This is a genomic window from Novosphingobium anseongense, assembly GCF_037482895.1.
Lineage (GTDB): Bacteria > Pseudomonadota > Alphaproteobacteria > Sphingomonadales > Sphingomonadaceae > Novosphingobium > Novosphingobium anseongense.
Genome location: NZ_JBBHJZ010000002.1, coordinates 977,927 through 999,547 on the forward strand (window position 1 = coordinate 977,927; position 21,621 = coordinate 999,547).

Sequence of the window (21,621 nt, forward strand, 5' to 3'; positions counted from 1 at the left end):
CCATGATCCAATCCCTCCTCATCGCCAACCGCGGCGAGATCGCCTGCCGGGTCATCCGCACAGCGCGGCGGCTCGGTATCCGCACCGTCGCGGTCTACTCGGACGCCGATGCCCAGGCGCTCCACGTGCAGATGGCCGACGAGGCCGTGCACATCGGCCCGGCGCCGGCGCGCGAGTCTTACCTGATCGGCGAGAAGATCATCGCCGCGGCCCAGGCCACCGGCGCCGAGGCGATCCATCCGGGCTATGGCTTCCTCTCGGAGAACGCCGCGTTTGCCCAGGCCGTCGCCGACGCCGGGCTCGTCTGGGTCGGGCCCAAGCCTTCGAGCATCACCGCGATGGGCCTCAAGGACGCAGCCAAAAAGCTGATGGCGGCGGCCGGCGTGCCCGTCACGCCCGGCTACATGGGCGAGAACCAGGACCCGGCGCACCTCGCCGAAGAGGCCGGCAAGATCGGCTATCCGGTGCTGATCAAGGCCGTCGCCGGCGGTGGTGGCAAGGGCATGCGGCTGGTCGAAAACCCCGCGGACTTCGTCGACAGCCTGGCCTCGTGCCAGCGCGAGGCGGCGAGCTCGTTCGGCAACGACCACGTGCTGATCGAGAAGTACATCCTCTCGCCGCGGCACATCGAGGTCCAGGTCTTCGGCGACACGCAGGGCAATGTCGTCCATCTGTTCGAGCGTGATTGCTCGCTGCAGCGGCGCCACCAGAAGGTGATCGAGGAGGCCCCGGCACCGGGCATGGACGCAGCCACCCGCGCCGAGCTCTGCGCGGCCGCGGTGCGTGCGGCCAAGGCGGTCGACTATGTCGGCGCGGGCACGATCGAATTCATCGCCGACGGCTCCGAGGGCCTGCGCGCCGATCGCATCTGGTTCATGGAAATGAACACGCGGCTCCAGGTCGAGCATCCGGTGACCGAAGAGATCACCGGCGTCGACCTCGTCGAATGGCAGCTGCGCGTCGCTTCGGGCGAGCCGATCCCGCTCCAGCAGGACGAGCTTGCGATCGACGGCTGGGCGATGGAAGCGCGGCTTTATGCCGAGGATCCGGCCAAGGGCTTCCTGCCGAGCATCGGCACGCTAGAGGTCTTCGATCTCGGCGAGACCGAGGGCGGCCGCATCGACACGGGCGTCTACGAAGGCGCCGAGGTCTCGCCGTTCTACGACCCGATGATCGCCAAGCTGATCGCTCACGGCGAGAGCCGCGACGAGGCGCGCGAGCGGCTGTCCGACATGATCGAGGACTCGGCGGTCTGGCCGGTCAAGACCAACGCCGCCTTCCTGATCCAGGCGCTGGCGCATCCCGACTTCGCCGCGGGCACGGTCGACACCGGTCTGATCGGCCGCGACGGCGAGGCCATGGCGGTCGAGCCGCTGCCGTCCGACGAGGCGCTGTCCGATGCCGCGGATTCGCTGGTGCCGGTGGCCGAGAGCTTCGGTTTCCGCCTCAATGCGCCCGCGCGCCGTACGGCCAAGTTCCTGCTCGACGGCGAGCCGATCGAGATCGCGCTGACCGGCGAGGGCAGCGAGGAACCCGTGACCGGCGTGCTGATCGCCGAGGGTGGCATGGTCTGGGAACTGACCCCCTGGCGCAAGGACGGCTCGCACGGCGGACACGGCGGCGACGGCGCGATCCTCGCGCCGATGCCGGGCAAGGTCATCGCGGTCGAGGTTGCCGCGGGCGACACCGTGACCAAGGGCCAGAAGCTGCTGACGCTCGAGGCGATGAAGATGGAGCATACGCTGACCGCGCCGTTCGACGGCACCGTGGCCGAGCTCAACGCCGTGGCGGGTGCGCAGGTACAGGTCGACGCGCTGCTGGCGCGGATCGAGGCCAAAGAAGATTGATGGAAATCCTCCCCGGTACGGGGAGGGGGACCATGCGCAGCATGGTGGAGGGGGCCCTCGGGCTGGCGCGGCGTTGGGGGCGAGCCCCCTCCACCCCGCCGCTTCGCGTCGCGGTCCCCCTCCCCGTACCGGGGAGGATGAAATGCCGGGTAGATATTTCGACGAATGGAGCGTGGGCGACAGGATCGTCCACCAGCCGAGCCGCACGGTCACCGAGACCGACAACCTGCTGTTCAGTGCGATGACGCACAACATGCAGCCGCTGCATCTCGATGCCGAATATGCCAAGGCCAGCGAGTTCGGGAAGATCCTGGTCAATTCGACCTTCACCTTCAGCCTCGCGGTGGGCCTGTCGATCGCCGACACGACCGTGGGCACGCTCGTCGCCAACCTCGGCTTCGACAAGGTGGTCACGCCCAAGCCGACCTTCATCGGCGACACGCTGACCTGCTCGACCGAGGTGATCGAGAAGCGCGAGTCCAAGTCGAGGCCGGGGCAGGGTATCGTCGTGTTCCAGCACGAACTGACCAACCAGCGCGGCGAGACGGCGTTGACTATGCTGCGGACGGTCTTGCTCAAGGGCAAGGGCTGATCTCCAAGATCCTCCCCTGGGGGAGGATCTTACTTCGCGAAGAACTCCGCCGCAGACTGCGTGTCGATGTATTCCTTCACGCGCCAGACGAGGCCGTCGCGGAAGGTGAACAGGTAGTGGTAGGTGTTCGTGTAGACGCGCCCGTCGGGCAGCGTGCCTTTGGTCGCGGCCTCGACCGCCACCCGATCATCCTCGGCGGTGATGTCGCCGAAGCGGGTTTCGACGCCGCCGACGAAGATGCTCGGGCTGGCCATATAGGCACAGATCTTGTCGCGGTTCTGGACACCGGCATAGGCGAAGAGGTGCGGCTTGCCGACGGTCTCCCAGGTCGCCTCGGGATGCATCAGCGCCGCGAAGGCCGGGCCGTCGTGCTTGCCCGAGGCTTCGAGCAGCGCAACCGCGAGGCGCTTGTTGGTTTCGGTCTGGTCACTCATGCTTGAAGCTCCCGCAGCGTGCCGTTCGCCTTGGCACGCTGCGGGGCATCGTCACAAGCTTCAGTACCGGTCTCAGTACCTAAACGTCGCCTGCAGCGCGACGGTGCGCGGCATCGTCGGCGTGCCGATGATGTCCGACATCGCGGCGCAGCCGGTCTGGAAGGCGACGGTGCAGCTGGCCAGCGCAGTGCCCTTGCCGCTGCCCGTGCCCGTGCGATCGATGCCGTTGATGAGGTTCAGCTTGTTGGTCAGGTTGCGGCCGATCACCGCGAACTCCCAGCGCTTGTCCTCGCTGAACAGGCGCAGGGTGGCGTCGAGCTTGGCATAGGCGCCCTGGTAGGCGAGCGGCTGGTAGTTGGTGCCGTACTCGTAACCGCCCGAATAGGAGCCGTCGACCGAGAGACCAAGCATCAGCCCGGTCGAGACCGGCGTCTCGTAGTAGCCACCGAAGGTCGCCGCGAACTGCGGTGCCTTGCGCAGGCGCTTGCCCGACAGGTTCTGCGCGGTGAAGACACCCGTGGCGGTGTTCTGCACGAGGTTGCAGCCCAGCGCCTGCGTCTGGCCCTGATAGCAGTCGGCCGTATCGAAACGGCGGAACTTGGCGTCGTTGAACGCGCCCGTTGCGTGGAAGCTCAGCCCGGGAACCGAGGCGGGGCTATAGCGCAGTTCGGCCTCGATGCCGCGGACGCGTGCGGTGCCAGCGTTCTGCAGTCGGAAGGCGCGGCTGATCGTATCGAACACCGAAACCTGGAAGCCCGAGTAGTCGTACCAGTAGCCGGTCAGGTTGAAGGTCACCTGGCGATCGGCGAAGCGCGACTTGAGGCCGATCTCGCCGCCCTTGACGTGCTCGGGCTGGAAGGTCTGGCCGCGCGCCGGATTGGCGACGATCGCACCGCCCGTATAGCCCGCGTCGAAGCCGCCCGACTTGAAGCCTTCCTTGTACGAGGCGAACAGCATCACGTCGGTGGCGGGCTTCCAGGTGATGGTCGCCTCGGGCGAGAAGTCGTTGTAGGCTAGGCGGCGGCTGCCGTAGCGTGGATCGGCGGCGACGTTGACCGGCGCGCCGTAGCCCGCAGCCGTGCCCAGCGCGACCGAGTAGTCGAGCAGGTTCTTGACCTCGTGCGTATAGCGCGCACCCGCGGTCACCTGGATCTGGTCGGTCGGATCGAAGATCAGCTGGCCGAAGCCCGAATAGGACTCCTGCTTTTGGTTCGTCGATTCGATCGGCAGGCGGGTGTTGGCGGGAACCGGCGTCGCCGGCAGCGCGGGGGTCAGCACCGCGCCGAAGGGCTGGACGATGATGGTCGAGGTGAACAGCTTGCGGTCTTCATAGAAACCGCCGAGCAGGAAGTTCACCGGTCCGTCGAAGTCCGAGGCGAGGCGCAGTTCCTGGCTGATCTGCTCGTTCTTGAAGCGCACGGCGAAGGCGTTGTTGCTGTAGGGGCCATAGCCGCCGTTCGAGGTCAGTCGCTCCTTGACGTTGTAGTAGCCGGTGACCGAGGTCAGCTTGAGCGTGTCGGTCACGTCCCAGTCGAGCTGGCCGCTGAGCAGCGTCTGGTTGTTGTAGCGCGCGCCGTTCGGGTTCTCGAACAAGGGGCTGATCGCCATGGTCGAGGCCGGGATCTGCGAGATCAGCAGCGTGCGGTCGTTGAGGCAGTTGAACGATGTTTCGCCCGGGCGCTGCGGCGTGCCGTAAGGGCAGGCGACGATGTCCGAATACTGCGACGAGCCGCCGATCATGTCGGTGTCGGTGACGGTCGCCTTGAGGCGCACCGAGACGCGGTCAGACGGGGTCCAGCTCAAGGTGCCGCGCAGGAACAGCTCCTTCTGGTCGGGGAAGCGGTCGATATCCATCGGCACGGCGCCGGGAACCTGCGCCGAGACCAGCTTGAAATAGCCGTCCATGTCCGAATAGCGGCCGGCGATGCGCAGGCCGACCGTATCCGAAATCGGCGTCGAATACATCGCCTCGACATACTTCTCACGCGCGGTGAACTCGTAGCCGCCGCGCAGCAGCGCCTCGGTGTCCTTGCCCGGATCGGCCGTGGTCAGCGAGATGATGCCGCCGGGGCTGTTCTTGCCGAAGAACAGCGCCTGCGGCCCGCGCAGGACTTCGATCTGCTTGAGGTCCATCTGCGCGGCGCGCAGGATCTGCGCGGAGCTGATCGGCACGCCGTCGATGTTCGAGGACACGGCCTGGTCGATGAAGGCCATGGAATCGCCCGAGCCGATGCCGCGCAGCGAGATCGTGCCGCCCATCGCGCCCGACGATTCACCCGTGTAGAGGCCCGGCGTCAGCGACTGGATCTGCGCGACGCCGCGAACGCCGTAGCGATCGAGCAGCGCGTCGTTGAGCACGGTCAGGGCGACCGGGGTCTCCTGTGCGGTCTCGTCGCGGCGGCGGGCGGTGACGATGATGTCGCCCTCGTTGGCGGCATCGTTCGACTGGGCCTGTGTGCCCGTGTCCTGTGCCAGGGCCGGCGTGACCGTGCTCATCGTGGCGAGCAGCGCGCAGCCGCCCAGAAAGATCGTCTTGCACCTCATCCCGTGTCTCCTCTTTTATCGAGCTCACTGTCGCATGGCGCCTCGGGCGCCGACTTTGATCGCGCGCAAGGGCATCGCGATCTCGGCGGCCGTCGCGCACGCCTGTCTTCGAGGCGGATCAATATGAATCGAAATGATACCGGGCAATACGCTTTCCGGATTTTACGGAACTTGCGTGTCAACTGTCTCAATATTGCAACGGTGTGCCGTTATCCGCCCAGCTGCCCGGAAAGCGTTTGTGCCGTCGCGAGCAGGGCGTCCTGCAGGTCGGCGAGACCATTGCGCCTGAGCGCGGAGCCGAGGCCGATCGCGACGAGCGCATGGCTCGGGCGCGTGCGCGCGTGGTCGGGCGTCTTCCAGACCGGCGCGGCAAGCACGGTGACCCCGGCGATGTAATTGCCTTCGTCGATGCCGAAGCCCTGTTCACGGGTCTGCGCGACCTGGCCCTGCCATTCCACGAAGCTCGGCGGATCGTCCCAGCGCAGCGGCTTGAAGCGCGCTTCGAGCTGCGCCTCGGGGTAGTCGCCGAAAGCGGCGATGCAGCGGCCGGTGGCGCTGATCAGCGCGGGGAAGCGGCTACCGACTTGTACGCTGACCTGGAAGGCACCGGCTTGCGATACGGCCACTGCGATGATCCGGTCGAGCCCGAAGATCTGCACGCCCAGCATGGTCACACCGAACTTCTGCGCGAGCCGGTCGAGCGCGGGCTGGGCGAGGTCGGGGAACTCGTTGCGGCTCAGCCACTGCCGCGCAAGCGTCAGCACGCCGGCGTCGAGCGTATAGCGCTTGGTATCGGCATCGAAGGCGACGAGGCCCTCGGCGGTTAGCGCGCGCAGCACGTAGAGGCAGGTCGAGGGCACGAGCCCGAGCTCGCGCGCGATCGGCTGGAGGCCCAAGGGCGTCTCGCTCTTGCCGAGCAGGCGCAGAACGGCCGCGGCGCGCGAGATCGCCGGGGCCTTGGAATCCTTGACCGCCTTGGCGAGACGATCGTCGGCAGGGGTAGTGTTGTCTTTCATTCAATATATTGAATATCATTCTATATTTACAACGACAAGGGCTTTCTGCCATGAGGGCGATGGAGAGAGGCGGCGGACGATTCGTCGCATCCTGAGACGCAACCCCAACCTGGTGGATCGATGGCCCAGCTGACCGAATACACGAGCTATGCCGATGCGCAGGCCCATGCCAATTCCGCGGCGCTGTGGGAGCTGTTCGACGGCGACCGCGACTATCTGAACATTGCGCACGAATGCATCACCCGTCACGCCGACGGTTCGGGCCGCGCAGCCGTGCGCATCGCCCATGCGGACGGCCAGGACGAGATCCTCAGCTTCGACACGATTTCCGCGGGCGCCGCGCAGTTCGCGCACTGGCTCGACGCGCAGGGCATCCAGCAGGGCGATCGCATCGCCTTCATGCTCGAGCCCAGCCTGCCGTTCTACGTCTGCCTGTTCGGCGCGATGCAGACCGGTGCGATCTCGGTGCCGCTGTTCACCCTTTTCGGCCCCGATGCACTGCGTTTGCGTGTTGGCGACTGCAACCCGACGATTCTGATCACTAATGCCGAGAAGGCCGATCTGGCGCGTGGCGCGGTGAATGCCGACGGCGCCCCGCGCGTCGTCGTCGCCGACCAGGGCCTGCTCGACGAGATCAAGCAGTATCCGGCGACCTACGAACCGAAGACCAAGGCCAACGACATGGCCGTCTTCCAGTACACCAGCGGCACCACGCGCGAGCTGCCCGAGGCGGTCAAGCATTCACACCGCACGCTGGTGACGCTGATGTTCGCCGCGCTCTACGGTACCGGCATCCGCCCGGGTGACGAGTTCTTCTGCCCGTCGAGCCCGGCCTGGGGCCACGGCCTGTGGCACGGCACGCTCGCGCCGCTGGCGATGGGCGTCACCACCGGCACCTTCGCCGGCCGCTTCGATCCGGTGCGGCTGATGCAGGCGCTTGACCAGTTCGGCATCACCAACATGTCGGCGGCAGCGACGCACTACCGCATGATGAAGAACAGCGGGAAGGGCGGCGACTACGCGTTCCACTTCCAGAAGCTGTCCTACACCGGCGAGCCGATCGACCCGGCGACGCTCGAGTGGATCGACCAGTATTTCCATGTCCCGGCCTGCTCGATGTACGGCACGACCGAGATCGGCGTTGTCCTGGTCAACTATCCGGGCGCCGAGGATTTCGTGGTCAAGCCCGGCTCGCTCGGCAAGGCGGTTCCGGGCCAGAAGCTCGAAGTGCACCGCGCCGACGGTTCGATCACCGATCCGGGCGAGATCGGCGAACTGATGCTGTGGCGGGGCGGCGGCTGGCTCTCGACAAAGGACCGCGCCAAGACCGACGAGGACGGTTATTTCTACCACTGCGGCCGCGCCGACGACGTGATCATCTCGGCTGGCTGGACGATGTCGGCGGTCGAGATCGAGAACACCATGCTGCGCCATGACAATGTGCTCGAATGCGGCGTGATCGGCGTGCCCGACGAAGCGCGCGGTCAGGTGGTCAAGGCCTTCGTCGTAAGCAACGTGGCAGGCAGCGACGCGCTGACCAAGGAACTGCAGGACTTCACCCGCGAGCGGCTGGCCCAGCACGAATTCCCGCGTATCGTCGAATATGTCGCCGAACTGCCCAAGAATCCCGCGGGCAAGGTTCACCGCAAGATGCTCCGCGATCAGGAGGCTGCCAAGGCAGCCGCCGCCGCGGTCTAACCCCACCTTTCAGAAGGAAGAAACGATGGCCGACAACAAATTCCCCAAGATCACCGAGGAGGGCCTCGCGTCGCTCCGCAGCCGTATCGGCGTGAAGATCGAGAATTCGATCGAGCCGTGGAACTACGAAGCTTCGCGCGACGCGATCCGCCACTATGCTCACGGCATCGGCGACGATAACCGCCTTTGGACCGATCCCGAATACGCGAAGAACACGCAGTATGGCTCGATTGTCGCGCTGCCGAGCTTCCTGTTCTCGACCAACCGCATCATTTCGGGCTACTCGGGCGGTCTTTCGGGCGTTCACGCGATGTGGGCCGGTTCGGACTGGACCTGGCACAAGCCGGTCCTGCGCAACGACGTGATCTCTTCGGAAGCGCACCTCAAGGACCTGGTCGAGCATCAGACCAAGTTCGCCGGTCGCTCGTTCCAGCAGATCTATCACGTCGACTTCTACAACCAGCATGGCGACCACGTTGCCGGCGCCGACTCGTGGGTGTTCCGTACCGACCGCGACGAAGCGCGCGAACGCGGCACGAAGTACACCGAAGCCCGCGGCCGCGTTGAGCCCTTCACCGAAGAGCAGCTGGCCGAGTTCAGCGAATACTACGCGAACGAGGAAGTCCGCGGCGCGACCCCGCGCTACTTCGAGGACGTCAACGTCGGCGACGTGCTGCCGCGCATGATCAAGGGTCCGATGACCGTCACGGGCTTCATCGCCTATGCCCAGGGCTGGGGCGGCCTCTACATCCGCGCCAACAAGATGGCCTGGAAGATGCAGCAGGCGCACCCGGGCCTCGGCATCAAGAACCGCTTCAACGTGCCCGACTGCCCCGAGCGCGTGCACTGGGACGAGGACTTCGCTCTCGAGGTCGGCGCCCCGGGCGCTTACGACTACGGCCCAGAGCGCTGCTCGTGGCTGACGCACCAGATGACCAACTGGATCGGCGACGACGGCTTCCTGCACAAGTCGAACTGCCAGATTCGTCGCCACAACCCGGACGGCGACGTGGTGTTCATCGACGGCACCGTCACCAAGAAGTTCGAAGAGAACGGCAAGAAGTACGTCGAGGTCGAGCAGAAGGCGACGACGCACCGCGGCGAGCTTTCGGCCTTCGGTACCTCGGTCGCACAGCTGCCGACGAAGGGCTGATCCTTCGGGATACCAACACGCATCCCGGTCGCGCTTCGGCGCGGCCGGGATCGTGCGTTTTGAAACAGGATTTACCGTCATCCCCGCGCAGGCGGGGTCTCCCTCCGAACCGGGCCACGCGTCGAAGCCTGGAAGGATGGGGTTTCCCGCTTTCGCGGGCATGACGAAGCTCTTAGGGCAATGGGATGACTGAAGGCGCTACCCCCACCTGGGCCGGCCCACTCGCGGGAGTCCGCGTGCTCGATTTCACCCGCGTGCTGGCCGGGCCCGCCGCCAGCCTGGCGCTGGCCGATCTCGGCGCCGAGGTGTTCAAGATCGAACCGCCGGGCAGCGGCGACGAGACGCGCGACTTCCCGCCGATCCGCGATGGCGAGAGCCACTATTACCTCAGCGTCAACCGCGGCAAGAAGTCGATCGTCATCGACCTCAAAACCCCCGAAGGCGTCCAGCTCGCCAAGGATCTTGCCGCCCAGTGCGACATCGTGGTCGAGAACTACCGCCCCGGCGTGATGGACCGCCTCGGCCTCGGCTATGCTGAGCTGTCCGAAGCCAATCCGCGGCTGATCTACTGCGCAATCTCGGGTTACGGCCAGACCGGCCCGCTCAAGGACCGGCCCAGCTTCGACATCGTGCTCCAGGCCATGTCGGGCGCGCTCAGCGTCAACGGCGAGCCCGGCCAGCAGCCGACCAAGCTCGGCATCCCGCTCGGCGATCTCGTCGGCGGGATCAACGGCCCGATCGCGATCATCTCGGCGCTCTACGAGCGCGAGCGCACGGGGCGTGGCCGCTGCATCGACATCAGCCTGATGGACGGTATGCTCGGCCTGCTCGGCTACATCGCCCAGCTCGCCTGGTTCAACGGCGAGGACCCCAAGCCGCAGGGCTCGCAGCACCCGAACCTCGTGCCCTATGGCGCCTTCCCGGCGAAGGACGGCTCGATCATCGTCGCCTGCCTGACCAACTCGTTCTGGGGCAAGATCTGCGAGGCGCTCGGCTGCCCCGAGAACACCAGCGACCCGCGGTACGATTCGATCCTCAAGCGCCGCGAAGCGCGCGAAGAGGTCAACGCGATCGTCTCGGCGGTGACCCGGAACTACACGGTCGCCGAACTCGTCGAGCTGTTCACGAAATATGAGGTGCCGCACGCGCCGATCCTCGGCGTGACCGAGGCGCTGGCGCAGCCGCAGACCGTGGCGCGCGAGATGGTGGTCGAGGTCGAGCACCAGACGCTCGGTACGATCCCGATCGTCAACCGGCCGATTAAGTTCGACGAGAAGCAGCCCAAGCCCGCGGCGCCCCCGGTGCTCGGCCAGCACACCGATGCGATCCTCGCCGAAGTTCTCGGGCTGTCGGCGGACGAGATCGCCGCATTGCGTTCGGCGAAGGCAGTCCGCTAAGGCGCCTCTAGACATTTGCGCCGATTGTATACGGGAGAGTGCCATGGCTGAGCTGAGATTCGACGATCGCGTGGCGGTGATCACCGGCGGCGGTCGTGGCCTCGGTCGCGCCTATGCGCTGCTGCTCGCCGCGCGCGGGGCGAAGATCGTGGTCAACGATCCCGGCGTGTCGATGTCGGGTGATACGACCGATGAAGGTCCCGCCGATGCGCTCGTCGCCGAGATCAAGGCCGCCGGTGGCCAAGCCGTCGCCAGCCTCGATTCGGTCGCCACGCCAGAAGGCGCCAAGGCGATCGTCCAGACCGCGCTCGACGCCTTCGGCCGCCTCGACATCCTGATCCATTCGGCGGGCAACGTCCGCCGCGGCTCGCTGACCGAACTGTCCTACGAGGATTTCGAGTCGGTGCTCGCGGTCCACCTCAAGGGCGCCTTCAACATGGTGCGCGAGGCGATGCCGGTGATGACCGCGCAAAGCTATGGCCGCATCGTCCTGACGGGCTCGATCAACGGGCTCTACGGCAAGGCCAACAACGCGACCTACGCGATGTGCAAGGCCGGTTTCATGGGTCTGTCGAACACCGCCGCGATCGAGGGCAAGGACGCCGGGATCAAGAGCAACGTCATCATCCCGGCGGCGGTCACGCGCATGTCGGCGGGGATCGACACGAGCAAGTTCCCGCCGATGGAGCCCGAGATGGTCGCGCCGGCGGTGGCCTGGTTGAGCCACGAGGACTGTTCGGTTTCGGGCGAGATGCTCGTCGCCATGGGCGGCCGCGTCGCGCGCGCCTTCGTCGCCGAGAGCGAGGGCGTGTTCCGCAAGGATTGGACGATCGAGGACGTGGCCAGCGACATCGACGCGATCCGCGCAGCCGAAACGCCGCTGGTCTTCGCGCCCGTCCCGCAGGGCGAGCTCGACCACCTGCTGTTCGGCTTCGACATGGCGCGCAAGAACGGCGGCTGAAGTCCTTCCGCGCCAGGCCGGCGCTAGGCCTCTTCGAAAGCCCGGCGCGTCGCCCAGCCGACGAAGGCGCCGCCAACGATCATCGAAATCAGGGTCATCGTCTCTCCTCCGACCTGACAACGGTGCCGCGCGCGAAAGGGTTCCCGGCGGAACCGCCGCGACGCCGGCGGGTTGAACCGCCGAAGGAGAGCGCGATGCCCGTTTCCGAACTGAGCGCGATCGAACGGATCGCCCGCGTCCTGGCCGGCCAGCGGCTGAGCGCCAACGCCCATGGCGACGACAGCTCGGCCGCCGAACAGGTCGACGCCCGCTGGTATGCCTATCAGGACGATGCCGTCGCGGTGCTCAAGACCTTGCGCGAGCCCGACGCGATCATGGCCGATGCCGGCGATGCAGAACTGTGGCGGCAGATGGTCGACGCGGCGCTCAAGGACTTCGCGGCTTAGACGTCTGGAGCGGGTGAGGGGAATCGAACCCCCGTATTCAGCTTGGGAAGCTGCTGCTCTACCATTGAGCTACACCCGCGTCCGAAGGCGCCGGCAGGTGCCACAGAAAGCGGGGCTTGGTCAACCAGCGGCTTGCGCGACCTCGCTGGCGAACGTCATCGCAGGCCCGGTCGGTGCCGCGGTCATGCGTTCGATCACCGTAGCGGTGTGCGCTCCGGGAGTGCCCCAGGCGGTCTTGAGCGCGCGTGCGCGCTTGAGGAAGAAGTGGACGTCGACTTCCCAGGTCATGCCCATGGCGCCGTGGACCTGCACCGCGGTTTGCGCTGCCAGCTGTGCGGCTTCGGTCGCGGCGAGCTTGGCGTGGGCGGCACGTGCGCGCGATGCGACATTGCCGAGTGGCAGTTCCGCGGCAGCCGCCTGGACGACGGGGCGCGCGAACTCGATCGCGACCTGCGCCGTGGCGACGAGGTGCTTGATCGCCTGGTAGGAGCCGATCGGCTTGCCGAACTGGTGACGGTCCTTGGCGTATGCGACGGCCATGTCGATGCAACGCTGACCGAGGCCGATCGCCTGAGCAGCGGCAAGCACTTGGCCACGCTCGACGGTATCGCCCCAGTCATCGGCCAGACGTGTGGCCTGCGACGGTGTCCAGTCGACGCGGAACAGACGTCGGAAGGGATCGAAGCTCTCGGCGCGGGCGAGCGTCACCGCGTCGCGCGCGACGAGGTGTACTTCGCCCTGATGATAGAGCAGCAGGGCACCGGCGCCGTCGGCGTCGGCGACGAAGGGATTGGCCGGATGACCGATCGCGAAGACCTCGCCGGCCAGCACCCGCTCGACCGGCCCGCCGAGCCTGGCCAGCAGCGGGGCGACGAGTCCGGCCTGCTCGACCAGAGGCTCGGGCAAGGCAACGTAACCAGCGGCTTCGGCTATGCCGATCAGGTCGATCGTATCGAGGCCGAGCCCGCCTTGAGCATCGGGCACGCATATGCCGAGCAGGCCCATGTCGCGGATCGTCGTCCAGCGCGCGGCATCGAAGGCCTCGCCGCTCGCAAGCAGGCGGCGCAGGTCGGCCGGGGTGCAGCTCTCGACGAGCATGTCGCGCGCGGCCTCGGTGATCGCGGCTTGGTCTTCGGTGAAGGCGAAATGCACGGGGTTTCAGCCTTTCGGCAGGCCGAGCATGCGCTCGGCGATGATGTTGCGCTGGATCTCGTTCGAGCCCGCGTAGATCGGCCCGGCCAGCGCGAAGACGTAGTAGTCGAGCCACTCGCCGGGCAGTTCCGCGCCTGCGCCGAGGATGTCGAGCGCGGTCTGCGCGAGCGCCATGTCCATCTCGGACCAGAAGATCTTGTTGGTCGAGCTTTCGGGCCCGATCGTGCCGCCTGCGGCGAGGCGCGAGCACATCGCGTAGATCGCCAGGGCGTAGGCGTCGGCGTCCATCCAGCTCTTGGCGACGCGTTCGGCTATCGATGCCGGCAGCCTGTCCTTGTGCGCCTCGTAAAGCGCGATCAGCTTGCTCGCGGCGTGCTGGTAGCGTGCAGGGCTGCGCAGCAGCAGCCCGCGTTCGAAGCCGGCGGTGGCCATGCAGACCTTCCAGCCTTCGCCTTCGCCGCCGAGGCGGTCGGTGACGGGTACGCGCACTTCGTCGAGGAAAATCTCGGCAAACACCTGCTCGCCGTCCATGCGTTCGATCGGGCGACGGGTGACGCCGGGGGCGTCGAGCGGAAACAGGATCAGCGACAGGCCCTTGTGCCGCTCGCTGCCGGGCTCACGGAACAGGCCGAAGGCCCAGTCGGCGAAGACCGCGCGGCTCGACCAGATCTTCTGGCCGCTGAGGACGTAGTGGTCGCCGTCTCGTGTCGCTGTCGAGCGTACGCCGGCTAGGTCGCTGCCCGCGCCAGGTTCGGACCAGGCCTGGGCCCAGATGTCGTCGCCCGCCGCCATGCGCGGCAGGAAGCGCGCTTTCTGCTCGGGCGTGCCGAATTCCATCATCGTCGGGCCGAGCAGGAAGATGCCGTTCTGGTTGACCCGCGTTGGGGCCTGGGCGCGGTAGTATTCCTCCTCGAAGATCAGCCAGCGGATCAGGTCGAGCCCGCGGCCACCGAGTTCCTCGGGCCAGGTGACCATGCCCCAGCGACCCTCGTTGAGCTTGCGCTCCCAGTCGCGGTGCGCCTCGAAGCCTTCGCGCGTGAGATCGAACGAGGGAAGCCGTTCGCGCGGGACGTTGGCTTCCATCCAGGCGCGCACGTCCTGGCGGAAGGCGCGCTGTTCGGGGGTATATTCTAAGTTCATTCGCCCGCGTTCTTCTTGTTCGCCGCGGCCGCCGACTTGCCGCTGACCCCGCCGATCGAGCTGCCGGTGACGAGGTCGTTCTGCGCGTGGGCGAAGTGGTGCATGTGGAACACCGCATCCATCGCCGCGCGCTTGCCGCGCAGTTCCTCGACGTGGTTGACCGCCTGCTTGGTCAGCCAGTTGCCGAGGCGGCCCTGGCCGGCGAGCTTGTTCGCCCAGGCCTCGGTCGCTGCGCGCAGCTCCTCGCGCGGAACCACCTTGTTGACCATGCCGAACTGATAGGCGCGGTCGGCCTTCATCCGCTCGCCCAGCAGCAGGAATTCCTTGGCCACGCGCGGCGGCAGTTCATAGGCGTGGGCGAAGTATTCCACCCCGGGAATGCCCATCAGCGGATTGACCGGGTCCTGGAAGAAGGCGTCCTCGCTGGCGACGATCAGGTCGCAGACCCAGGCGAGCATCAGTCCGCCGGCGATGCAGGCGCCTTGCACCATCGCGATGGTCGGCTTGGGAATGTCGCGCCAGCGGCGGCACATGCCGAGGTACTGCTCCTGTTCGCGCGTGTAGAGCAGTTCGGCGCCGGGCTTGTTGGTGTGGCCAGGCAGGATCTCGCGCTTGTCGAACTCGTGATGCAGGTCGCGGCCCGGCGTGCCGATGTCGTGGCCCGCGGAGAAATGCTTGCCCGTGCCGGCGAGGACGATGCAGCGGACCGCGTCGTCATGGGTCGCGCGGCGGAACATGTCGTCGAGCGCATAGGTCATCTGCCCGTTCTGGGCATTGTTGAACTGCGGGCGGTTCATCGTGATCCAGGCGACGCCATCCGTGACTTCATAGAGCACGGGCTCCTCGGTCTCGTAGACGATGTCGACCTTCTGCGGCTGGACCAGATCGTCGCTCATGCCGGCTCCTCCACTTTGGTTTCGGTCGCATTGAGCAGCACCAGCGCATCGACCGCAACCGCGCCCTTGCCCTGTGGCAGGATGAGCAGAGGATTGATCTCGACCTCGCGCAGGCGATCGCCGCCGGCGAGCACGGCCGCGCCCAACGCGGCGATGGCCTGGGCGGCGGCGGCAACGTCGGCCTTGGGCGCGCCGCGATAGCCGTCGAGCAGCTTGAAGCCCTTGAGGCTGCGCAGCATGCCCTCGGCTTGCGCGGCATCGACCGGCAGCAGGGCGTGGCAGGCGTCCTGCATCAGCTCGGTCCAGACCCCCCCGAGGCCGACTGTGAGCATCCAGCCGAAAACCGGATCGCGCGTGACGCCGGCGAGAATCTCGACACCGCCCTGGAGCATCGGCTCGAGTGTGACGCCCTCGATGTGGACATGCATCGAACGCGCCTTGGCCATCATCGTTTCGAAAACATCGGCAACTGCGTCGGCATCGTTGAGTCCGAGGCGGATCAGGCCATGCTCGGTCTTGTGCGCGACGTCGGGGCTGACGAGCTTGGCGACGAGAGGGTAGCCGACCTTGTCGGCGGCAATCCGGGCTTCGGCGGCTGTCTGGACGAGCGAATCGTGGACCACGGGCATGCCGAAAGCGGCCAGCGCGTCCTTGCCTTCGGTCTCCGACAGGGCGTTGCGATCGGTGGGGAGCGTTGGCCAGCTTGCGCTTGCAGGCGGAGCGATGGTCGTTCCCGTATCGGCCTTCTTCCACGCGCCATAGGCTGCGATCGCGCGGGCGGCGCGATCGAAGTCGTCGAAATAGCCGATCCCCGCCGCGGCGAGCCGATCGCGGTCGGCCATGGCGAAAGTGTCGATGACGATGATCGCCTTGCCGCTTGCCGCCGCGGCCTTTTCGACTTGGTCGAGCGCGAGGAAGGCGCCCGGCGTGTAAAGCAGCAGCAGGTCGATATCGTCGGGGCTCAGCGCCAGGCGGATGCATTCGCTGAGGAAATCGTTCGAATTGACGATGTTGCCCGTCATGTCGATCGGGTTCGAGACCATCGAGTGGCCCGGGATCTGCGCACTGATTGCTCGCTGCACGTCATCGGGCAGGGTGGGCACTTCCGCGCCGTTCAGCGCCAGCGCATCGGCGAGGATTGCTCCGGCTGCACCCGAGATCGACAGGATCGCACAATTGCTGCCGCCGATCTTGGCGCCCAGCCCATGTAGATAGGCGAGGTCGGCCAGCACCGAGAGCTCGCTGGCCCGCGCCACTCCGGCGCGCGCGAAGGCGGCGTCGTAGGCAGCAGAATCGCCAGCGAGCGCCGCGGTGTGCGAGCGCGTGGCCTCGGCGCCCTTTTCCGAAGCACCGACCTTGTAGACCGCGAGCAGCTTGCCCGCCGCGCGGAACTTGGCGGCGGCGGCGAGGAACTTCGGCCCGTTGCGCAGTTCTTCGACGTAACAGAGCGCCGAGCTGGTGTTCGGATCTTCGGCCAGATGATCGAGATAGTCGCTGAGCTCGACGCTGGCTTCGTTGCCGGTGTTGATCACCTGGCTGAAGGTTACGCCGGCGCGGCGCGCCAGGCGGAACACGGTCGCGCACATGTTGCCGCTCTGGGTGACGAGCGCGGTCTCGCCGGCAGGCTCGCCGGGCTGGAACGACTGGCCGAAGGTGGTAAACACGCCCGCCGGGAAGTTCGCATTGCCCATGGCGTTTGGGCCGGCGACCTTCATGCCGGTACGATGCGCGAACTCGGTCAGCGCCTCCTGGCGGGCGATCCCCTCTGGCTCGTTCGTCTCGGCATAGCCCGAGGCGAAAACCAGCGCGGCGGGAATGCCCAGCGCGTGGCAGCGTTCGAGATAGGGCAGGGTGGCCTCGGCCGAGAGCGCCACGATGACGAGGTCGACCACTTCGGGCACGCTCTCGATATCGGCGTAGGCGGTCAGCCCCTGCACGGTCTCGTTCTTCGGATTGACCGGATAGAGCCGCGCGAAACCGGCGCGCTTGAGCAGGTCGACCGGTACGCCGCCGATACGCTTTGGGTTGTCCGAAGCACCAACTACCGCGATCGACTTGGGGCTCAGAAGGGCGTTCAGGCTCATGCCTTGATCTCGTACTCGTCGGTGTCGAAGGTGGCGGTCATGTTGCGGTAGCGCGAGAGCCGCCAGGGGTTGTTCGTCACAACGCGGCCGGCCTTGTTCTTGTACCAGTTGTTCACGCCCGGATGGGTCCAGACCAACTGTTCGTGCTCGGCGTCGAACTCGGCCTGATAGGCGTCGAACGGCTCGCGGCGGACCTCGAGGCTGCTCGCCTCGCGCTCGATCAGCTCGCGCAGTGCGAGCATCGTATAACGCACCTGGCATTCGGAGTTGAACACCGCGCTGCCACCGTGGCCGCCGTTGGTGCCGGGTCCGTAGAGGATGAACAGATTGGGGAAGTGCGGCACGGTGATGCCCAGGTGCGCGCGCGGATCGTCGTCGCCCCATTTGTCGCGCAGCGAGCCGTCGGTGCCGACGATGTCCATCGGAAACAGCGGCGTCCGTGCCTTGAAACCGGTGGCGAAGATGATGACGTCGGCTGCGTGCTCCACCCCGTCCTCGTCGACCACGCCGGTGGCGGTGATCCCCCGCACCGGCCCCGTCACCAGTTCGACGTTGTCTCGGGTCAGCGCGCTGAACCAGTTGCTGTCGCGCAGCATGCGCTTGCCATAGGGCGGGAAGCTGGGCGTGACCTTGGCGAGCAGATCTTCGTCGCCCTTCAGCTGTTCGCGCATGTGCGCGATCAACTGCTCACGGATGCCCTTGTTGAACGCGTTGAGCGAGGTTTCCGGCTCGGGCCAGTCGGGGTCCTTGCGCAGATGCGGCAGCATGCCGTCCGAGGTCGCGTAGAGCAGCTGGAAGCGCCACCACTTGGTGTAGAACGGGACGTGCTCCAGCCCCCATTTGAGCCCGTCGCTGACCTCGGCATAGAGCAGCGGGTTGGGGCGCGCCCAGTGCGGCGAACGCTGGAAGATGGTGAGGTGGCCGGCGACTTCCGCGACCTTGGGGCCGAGCTGCATGCCGCTCGCGCCGGTGCCGATCTGGACGATCCGCTTGCCCGCGAGATCGAGCGAATGGTCCCAGCGCGCCGAATGGAAGCTGGGACCCCTGAAGTCCTCCAGCCCCGGAATGTCGGGGATCGAGGGACGGTTGGACAGGCCGGTGCCGCTGACCAGGGCATTGACCGTGAGCTGATATTCGCTGCCGTCCTTGCGGCGGATCGTGACCGCCCAGACCCGGCCGTCGTCGTCCCATACGGCGCGCACGACTTCCTGCTCGAAACGCATGTGATCGGCCAGGTCCGCCTCGCGGTACACGGTGCGGATATAGTCGATGATCTCCGGTCCCTGGGCGAAATAGTGGTCCCAGTCGGACGAGGTGCGGAAGGAGTAGGAGTAGAAATGGTTGGGCGTGTCGACCGCGACGCCCGGATAGGAGTTCTCATACCAGGTGCCGCCGACGTCGTCGTTCTTCTCGACGACGGTGAAGGGGATCCCCGCTTCCTTGAGCTTGATCGCCATGGCGAGGCCCGAGTAGCCCGCGCCGATCACCAGCACGTGATAGCGGTCCAAGACCTCGCGTGGCACCGGCTTGCGCCAGGGCACCGACTTGGCGTCGCCCGTGCCGAAGTTAAGCTCTTCGAGCACCATCGGCAGATATTCGGGCGGGACGACCTGGCCGACGGCGACGTCGCACATGCGCTGGAGCCGCTCCGCATCTGGCGCAGGCGGCAGCGGGCGGTCGTTCGCGGCGTATTCCCGGAAGGTTGCGGTCACCTTCGCGCGCAGCTCCGCCTGGAGATGCTCGGGGATGTCGACTTCGAACGACCAGGCGCCCTTGATGTGCGGGCGGAACCGATCGAGCAGCGATTCGTCGCCCGAGAGATGCGTGTAGACCAGCAGCAGCGGCACGGGATCGAGCGCGGCCAGATGCGCTTCGAGAACCTCCGGCGGACTCGCTACGAGGTCCTGGAAGGCATGGGAATCGGGATTGCTTGTCATGTCGATCCAGCTCGCGAATTCGGTCGGCTCTTGCAGATGGCACTAGCCGCTGCTGGACATATTGCAATAGGTCGTGTTCATTCTTTACCGGCATCGCGCCGGCGCTGGAGCGGGGGCGAGCGAGCCGTCGGCGCGGGGCAAGCTGGGGCGGCATCATGATTGGTCAAAGCTCGAAAACCGGGCTAGGTCACGATACCGTCGCCAAAGCGGAGCCGAGATGAAGCGATCCGAGCAGTCCCCCGTTGCCAGCCAGCGCGTCGCCGATGTCGTCGCCGAACGCATCCTGACCGGGCAGTTGAAGCCGGGCGATCGCATCAAGCAGGACGAATTGGCGAGCGAGCTCAATCTCAGCCGCATTCCCGTGCGCGATGCGCTCCGCATTCTCGAAACGCGCGGACTCGTCTCGCTCAAGGCCAATGCTGGCGCGCGCGTCGCCAGTCTCGGTCTGCGCGACATGGAGCTGTCTTACCAGATCCGCGAGATGCTCGAGCCGATGCTCCTCGCGGAATCGATCCCGAACCTCGTCGAGGCCGATTTTGGCGCCATGGCCGAGATCAAGGCGCGGCTGGAGAAGGTGACCGACGCCGACGACTACATGCCGCTCGCGCGCGCGTTCCACTGGACCGCGTTCCGGGGGCACCAGGTTCCCTTGCTCGCGCAGATCGTCGAGCGGCTCTGGGACACGACGCACCACTATCGCCGCGCCTATGCCGTGGTCGTGCTGAAGAATGCCGAACTGCTCGAGGTCATGCGCGCCGAGCGGGACCTGCTGTTCGGCGCGATCCAGCGACGCGAGACCGACCTCGCCCCGCGCATCCTCGCCGCGCACATCCGCCGCACGCACATCGGCCTGCTCGAACACAGCGAAGCGCTCGAGGCGGAAGGGGCCTGACCGGAAGGCTATTCCTCAGGCGGCCTGGGAGACCGCCGTCAGAGCGACCTTCGGTGCCGGCTGCACGATCAGCGTGATGCGATCGTGACCAACTGCGAGATCGAGCACTTCGCCCGCGCGAACCTGGATCGGTTGTGGGAAATTGTGGAGGATCTGCAGCCATCCGCCGTCGGAATAGCCGTCGGGATGGTTGTCGAACGAAATGCCTTCGGCGAGATCGATCTGCATCCACTGGACGATCCCGGTCGCGACGCCGTCTGCGACCACGGGGACGCTGAGCACCTGGAGATCGCTTTCGTGGCGCTTTTGGGTGAGGTCGACGCGAACAAGTTCGATGTCGGCCGACAGGCGCCGCCAGTCGGTCATCGTGCCGTGGATCGGCAGCTTCATCGCGGCGAAATCGCCGAAGCGCGAAAGATCGAAGCCCGATACCTGGTCGACGAAGACATAGTCCTTGAGCACGTCGCTCTCGACCAGGCATCCGATCGCGCTCGCCGCGCGCGGAATGACGATGGCGTCGTCCTTGAGCAGGCGCCGATGCGCGTCCTCGAAGGTGTCGAGTACGGCCTCGGTCAGCAGGTCACTCGAGAGGATCTCCGAGACGAGGATATCGGCGGGCGCCTCGAGCTCGACCCCGACTTCGAGATAGGTCGAGGGCTTGGCGAAGACGTCAATCTTGTCGGCAAAACCATTCGCGGCGACGATCTGTCGCGCCATGTCGGCGATGATCGGGACCGCTTCGCATGCGACGACCGACTCCGCGCCGGCTCTAGCGGCCATCATCGACAGCAGGCCGCTGCCGGTGCCGATATCGAGCACGCGGGCATTGGGGCCGCGGCTGGCGATCGCGACCTCGATGGCGGCCTCGAAGGCGTCGTTACGGCGCGTGTCGTTCATCATCGGAATGTGCCAGAAGGGCACCTGCTCGGTGCACAGTCGGCGCATCTGGTGGCGAAGCTGGATGTTGTCGGGTTGCACGGCCAGGGCGCGTCGCCATTCGGTGAGCGCATCCATCGTCCGGCCCTCGCGCGCGAGCATAACCGCGTAGTTGTTCGCCGCGATCGCATCGTCGGGCGCGGCCCGGCACGATCGCTCGAGGCAGGCGACGGCTTCGTCGGATCGGCCCAGGCGGTCGAGAAGGAGGCTCTTTTCGTGGAGAGCCACCGGATGATCGGCATCGATCGCGAGCAGCGCGTCCCATTGTTCGACGGCCTCGTCGAGCGCATCGCGCCGCGCGAGCAGACCGGCGAGAATCGGCAGGACTTCGGTGAGGCGATAGCCGAGATCGACCACCAGTCGATAACGGGCTTCTGCAGCGGCCAGGTCGCCGTCGGCCTGGAGTTTCATGGCACCGCGCAGATGATTGCGCGCAACGATGATTTCATTCTGATTGCTCAACATCGAAAGGCCTTTGCAACGAGGCTAGGTCGCC

Annotated in this window: 17 protein-coding genes and 1 tRNA gene; 8 read left to right on the top strand and 10 right to left on the bottom strand. The window is 66.4% G+C overall.

All coding sequences use genetic code 11. The annotated features are described in order from the left end of the window. Positions 1 to 2 precede the first annotated feature (2 nt). Positions 3 to 1,847 (top strand): acetyl/propionyl/methylcrotonyl-CoA carboxylase subunit alpha, encoded by a 1,845-nt coding sequence (locus WG901_RS13485; RefSeq protein WP_339587587.1) that lies wholly within the window; start codon positions 3 to 5, stop codon positions 1,845 to 1,847. Positions 1,848 to 1,989: 142 nt separating this feature from the next. Next, complete coding sequence (locus tag WG901_RS13490) at positions 1,990 to 2,439, top strand: MaoC family dehydratase (RefSeq protein ID WP_339587588.1); 450 nt, start codon at positions 1,990 to 1,992, stop codon at positions 2,437 to 2,439. A 29-nt stretch (positions 2,440 to 2,468) separates the two neighbouring features. Here WG901_RS13490 and WG901_RS13495 read toward each other — a convergent pair whose 3' ends face one another. The 3 genes from WG901_RS13495 to WG901_RS13505 all read right to left on the bottom strand — a co-directional run bounded on the left by WG901_RS13495 (position 2,469) and on the right by WG901_RS13505 (position 6,433). After that, a complete protein-coding gene (locus WG901_RS13495; protein WP_339587589.1) occupies positions 2,469 to 2,873 on the bottom strand; it encodes a nuclear transport factor 2 family protein in 405 nt (134 codons plus the stop codon). Positions 2,874 to 2,945: 72 nt separating this feature from the next. Further along, entirely contained in the window at positions 2,946 to 5,417 is a 2,472-nt protein-coding gene (locus WG901_RS13500) for a TonB-dependent receptor (protein ID WP_339587590.1), read from the bottom strand. A gap of 209 nt (positions 5,418 to 5,626) precedes the next feature. Continuing rightward, a complete protein-coding gene (locus tag WG901_RS13505; protein WP_339587591.1) occupies positions 5,627 to 6,433 on the bottom strand; it encodes an IclR family transcriptional regulator in 807 nt (268 codons plus the stop codon). 120 nt (positions 6,434 to 6,553) lie between these two features. On the opposite strand from WG901_RS13505, the gene WG901_RS13510 reads away from it, so the two are divergent. From WG901_RS13510 to WG901_RS13530, 5 genes are all read left to right on the top strand, one after another. Continuing rightward, a complete protein-coding gene (locus tag WG901_RS13510; RefSeq protein ID WP_339587592.1) occupies positions 6,554 to 8,131 on the top strand; it encodes an acyl-CoA synthetase in 1,578 nt (525 codons plus the stop codon). 25 nt (positions 8,132 to 8,156) lie between these two features. Further along, complete coding sequence (locus WG901_RS13515) at positions 8,157 to 9,284, top strand: FAS1-like dehydratase domain-containing protein (protein WP_339587593.1); 1,128 nt, start codon at positions 8,157 to 8,159, stop codon at positions 9,282 to 9,284. A 185-nt stretch (positions 9,285 to 9,469) separates the two neighbouring features. Next, positions 9,470 to 10,681 (top strand): CaiB/BaiF CoA transferase family protein, encoded by a 1,212-nt coding sequence (locus WG901_RS13520; RefSeq protein WP_339587594.1) that lies wholly within the window; start codon positions 9,470 to 9,472, stop codon positions 10,679 to 10,681. Between the two features lie 43 nt (positions 10,682 to 10,724). Then, the gene (locus WG901_RS13525; RefSeq protein ID WP_339587595.1) at positions 10,725 to 11,642 is read left to right on the top strand and encodes an SDR family NAD(P)-dependent oxidoreductase; all 918 of its coding nucleotides are present in this window, start codon (positions 10,725 to 10,727) and stop codon (positions 11,640 to 11,642) included. Between the two features lie 194 nt (positions 11,643 to 11,836). Next, positions 11,837 to 12,088: a hypothetical protein gene (locus tag WG901_RS13530; protein ID WP_339587596.1), complete on the top strand. Its 252-nt coding sequence runs from the start codon at positions 11,837 to 11,839 to the stop codon at positions 12,086 to 12,088. A 5-nt stretch (positions 12,089 to 12,093) separates the two neighbouring features. Here WG901_RS13530 and WG901_RS13535 read toward each other — a convergent pair. The 6 genes from WG901_RS13535 to WG901_RS13560 form a co-directional block, all read right to left on the bottom strand. Then, positions 12,094 to 12,167 (bottom strand) — tRNA-Gly (locus tag WG901_RS13535). Between the two features lie 41 nt (positions 12,168 to 12,208). Continuing rightward, the gene (locus tag WG901_RS13540) at positions 12,209 to 13,240 is read right to left on the bottom strand and encodes an acyl-CoA dehydrogenase family protein (protein WP_339587597.1); all 1,032 of its coding nucleotides are present in this window, start codon (positions 13,238 to 13,240) and stop codon (positions 12,209 to 12,211) included. Between the two features lie 6 nt (positions 13,241 to 13,246). Then, entirely contained in the window at positions 13,247 to 14,380 is a 1,134-nt protein-coding gene (locus tag WG901_RS13545) for an acyl-CoA dehydrogenase family protein (RefSeq protein ID WP_339587598.1), read from the bottom strand. Next, a complete protein-coding gene (locus tag WG901_RS13550) occupies positions 14,377 to 15,276 on the bottom strand; it encodes an enoyl-CoA hydratase (protein ID WP_339587599.1) in 900 nt (299 codons plus the stop codon). The genes WG901_RS13545 and WG901_RS13550 overlap by 4 nt, the downstream gene beginning before the upstream one ends. Then, positions 15,273 to 17,360, bottom strand: coding sequence for an acetate--CoA ligase family protein (locus WG901_RS13555; RefSeq protein WP_339587600.1), 2,088 nt, complete (start codon positions 17,358 to 17,360; stop codon positions 15,273 to 15,275). Before WG901_RS13555 ends, WG901_RS13550 begins: the two co-directional genes overlap by 4 nt. Continuing rightward, complete coding sequence (locus WG901_RS13560) at positions 17,357 to 19,297, bottom strand: flavin-containing monooxygenase (RefSeq protein ID WP_339587601.1); 1,941 nt, start codon at positions 19,295 to 19,297, stop codon at positions 17,357 to 17,359. Before WG901_RS13560 ends, WG901_RS13555 begins: the two co-directional genes overlap by 4 nt. A 217-nt stretch (positions 19,298 to 19,514) precedes the next feature. Here WG901_RS13560 and WG901_RS13565 point away from each other — a divergent pair, with 217 nt between their 5' ends. Next, the gene (locus tag WG901_RS13565) at positions 19,515 to 20,189 is read left to right on the top strand and encodes a GntR family transcriptional regulator (protein WP_339587602.1); all 675 of its coding nucleotides are present in this window, start codon (positions 19,515 to 19,517) and stop codon (positions 20,187 to 20,189) included. A 15-nt stretch (positions 20,190 to 20,204) separates the two neighbouring features. On the opposite strand, the gene WG901_RS13570 is transcribed toward WG901_RS13565, so the two are convergent. Then, positions 20,205 to 21,536, bottom strand: a complete 1,332-nt coding sequence (locus WG901_RS13570; RefSeq protein ID WP_339587603.1) for a 50S ribosomal protein L11 methyltransferase — start codon at positions 21,534 to 21,536, stop codon at positions 20,205 to 20,207. Between the last annotated feature and the right edge of the window lie 85 nt (positions 21,537 to 21,621).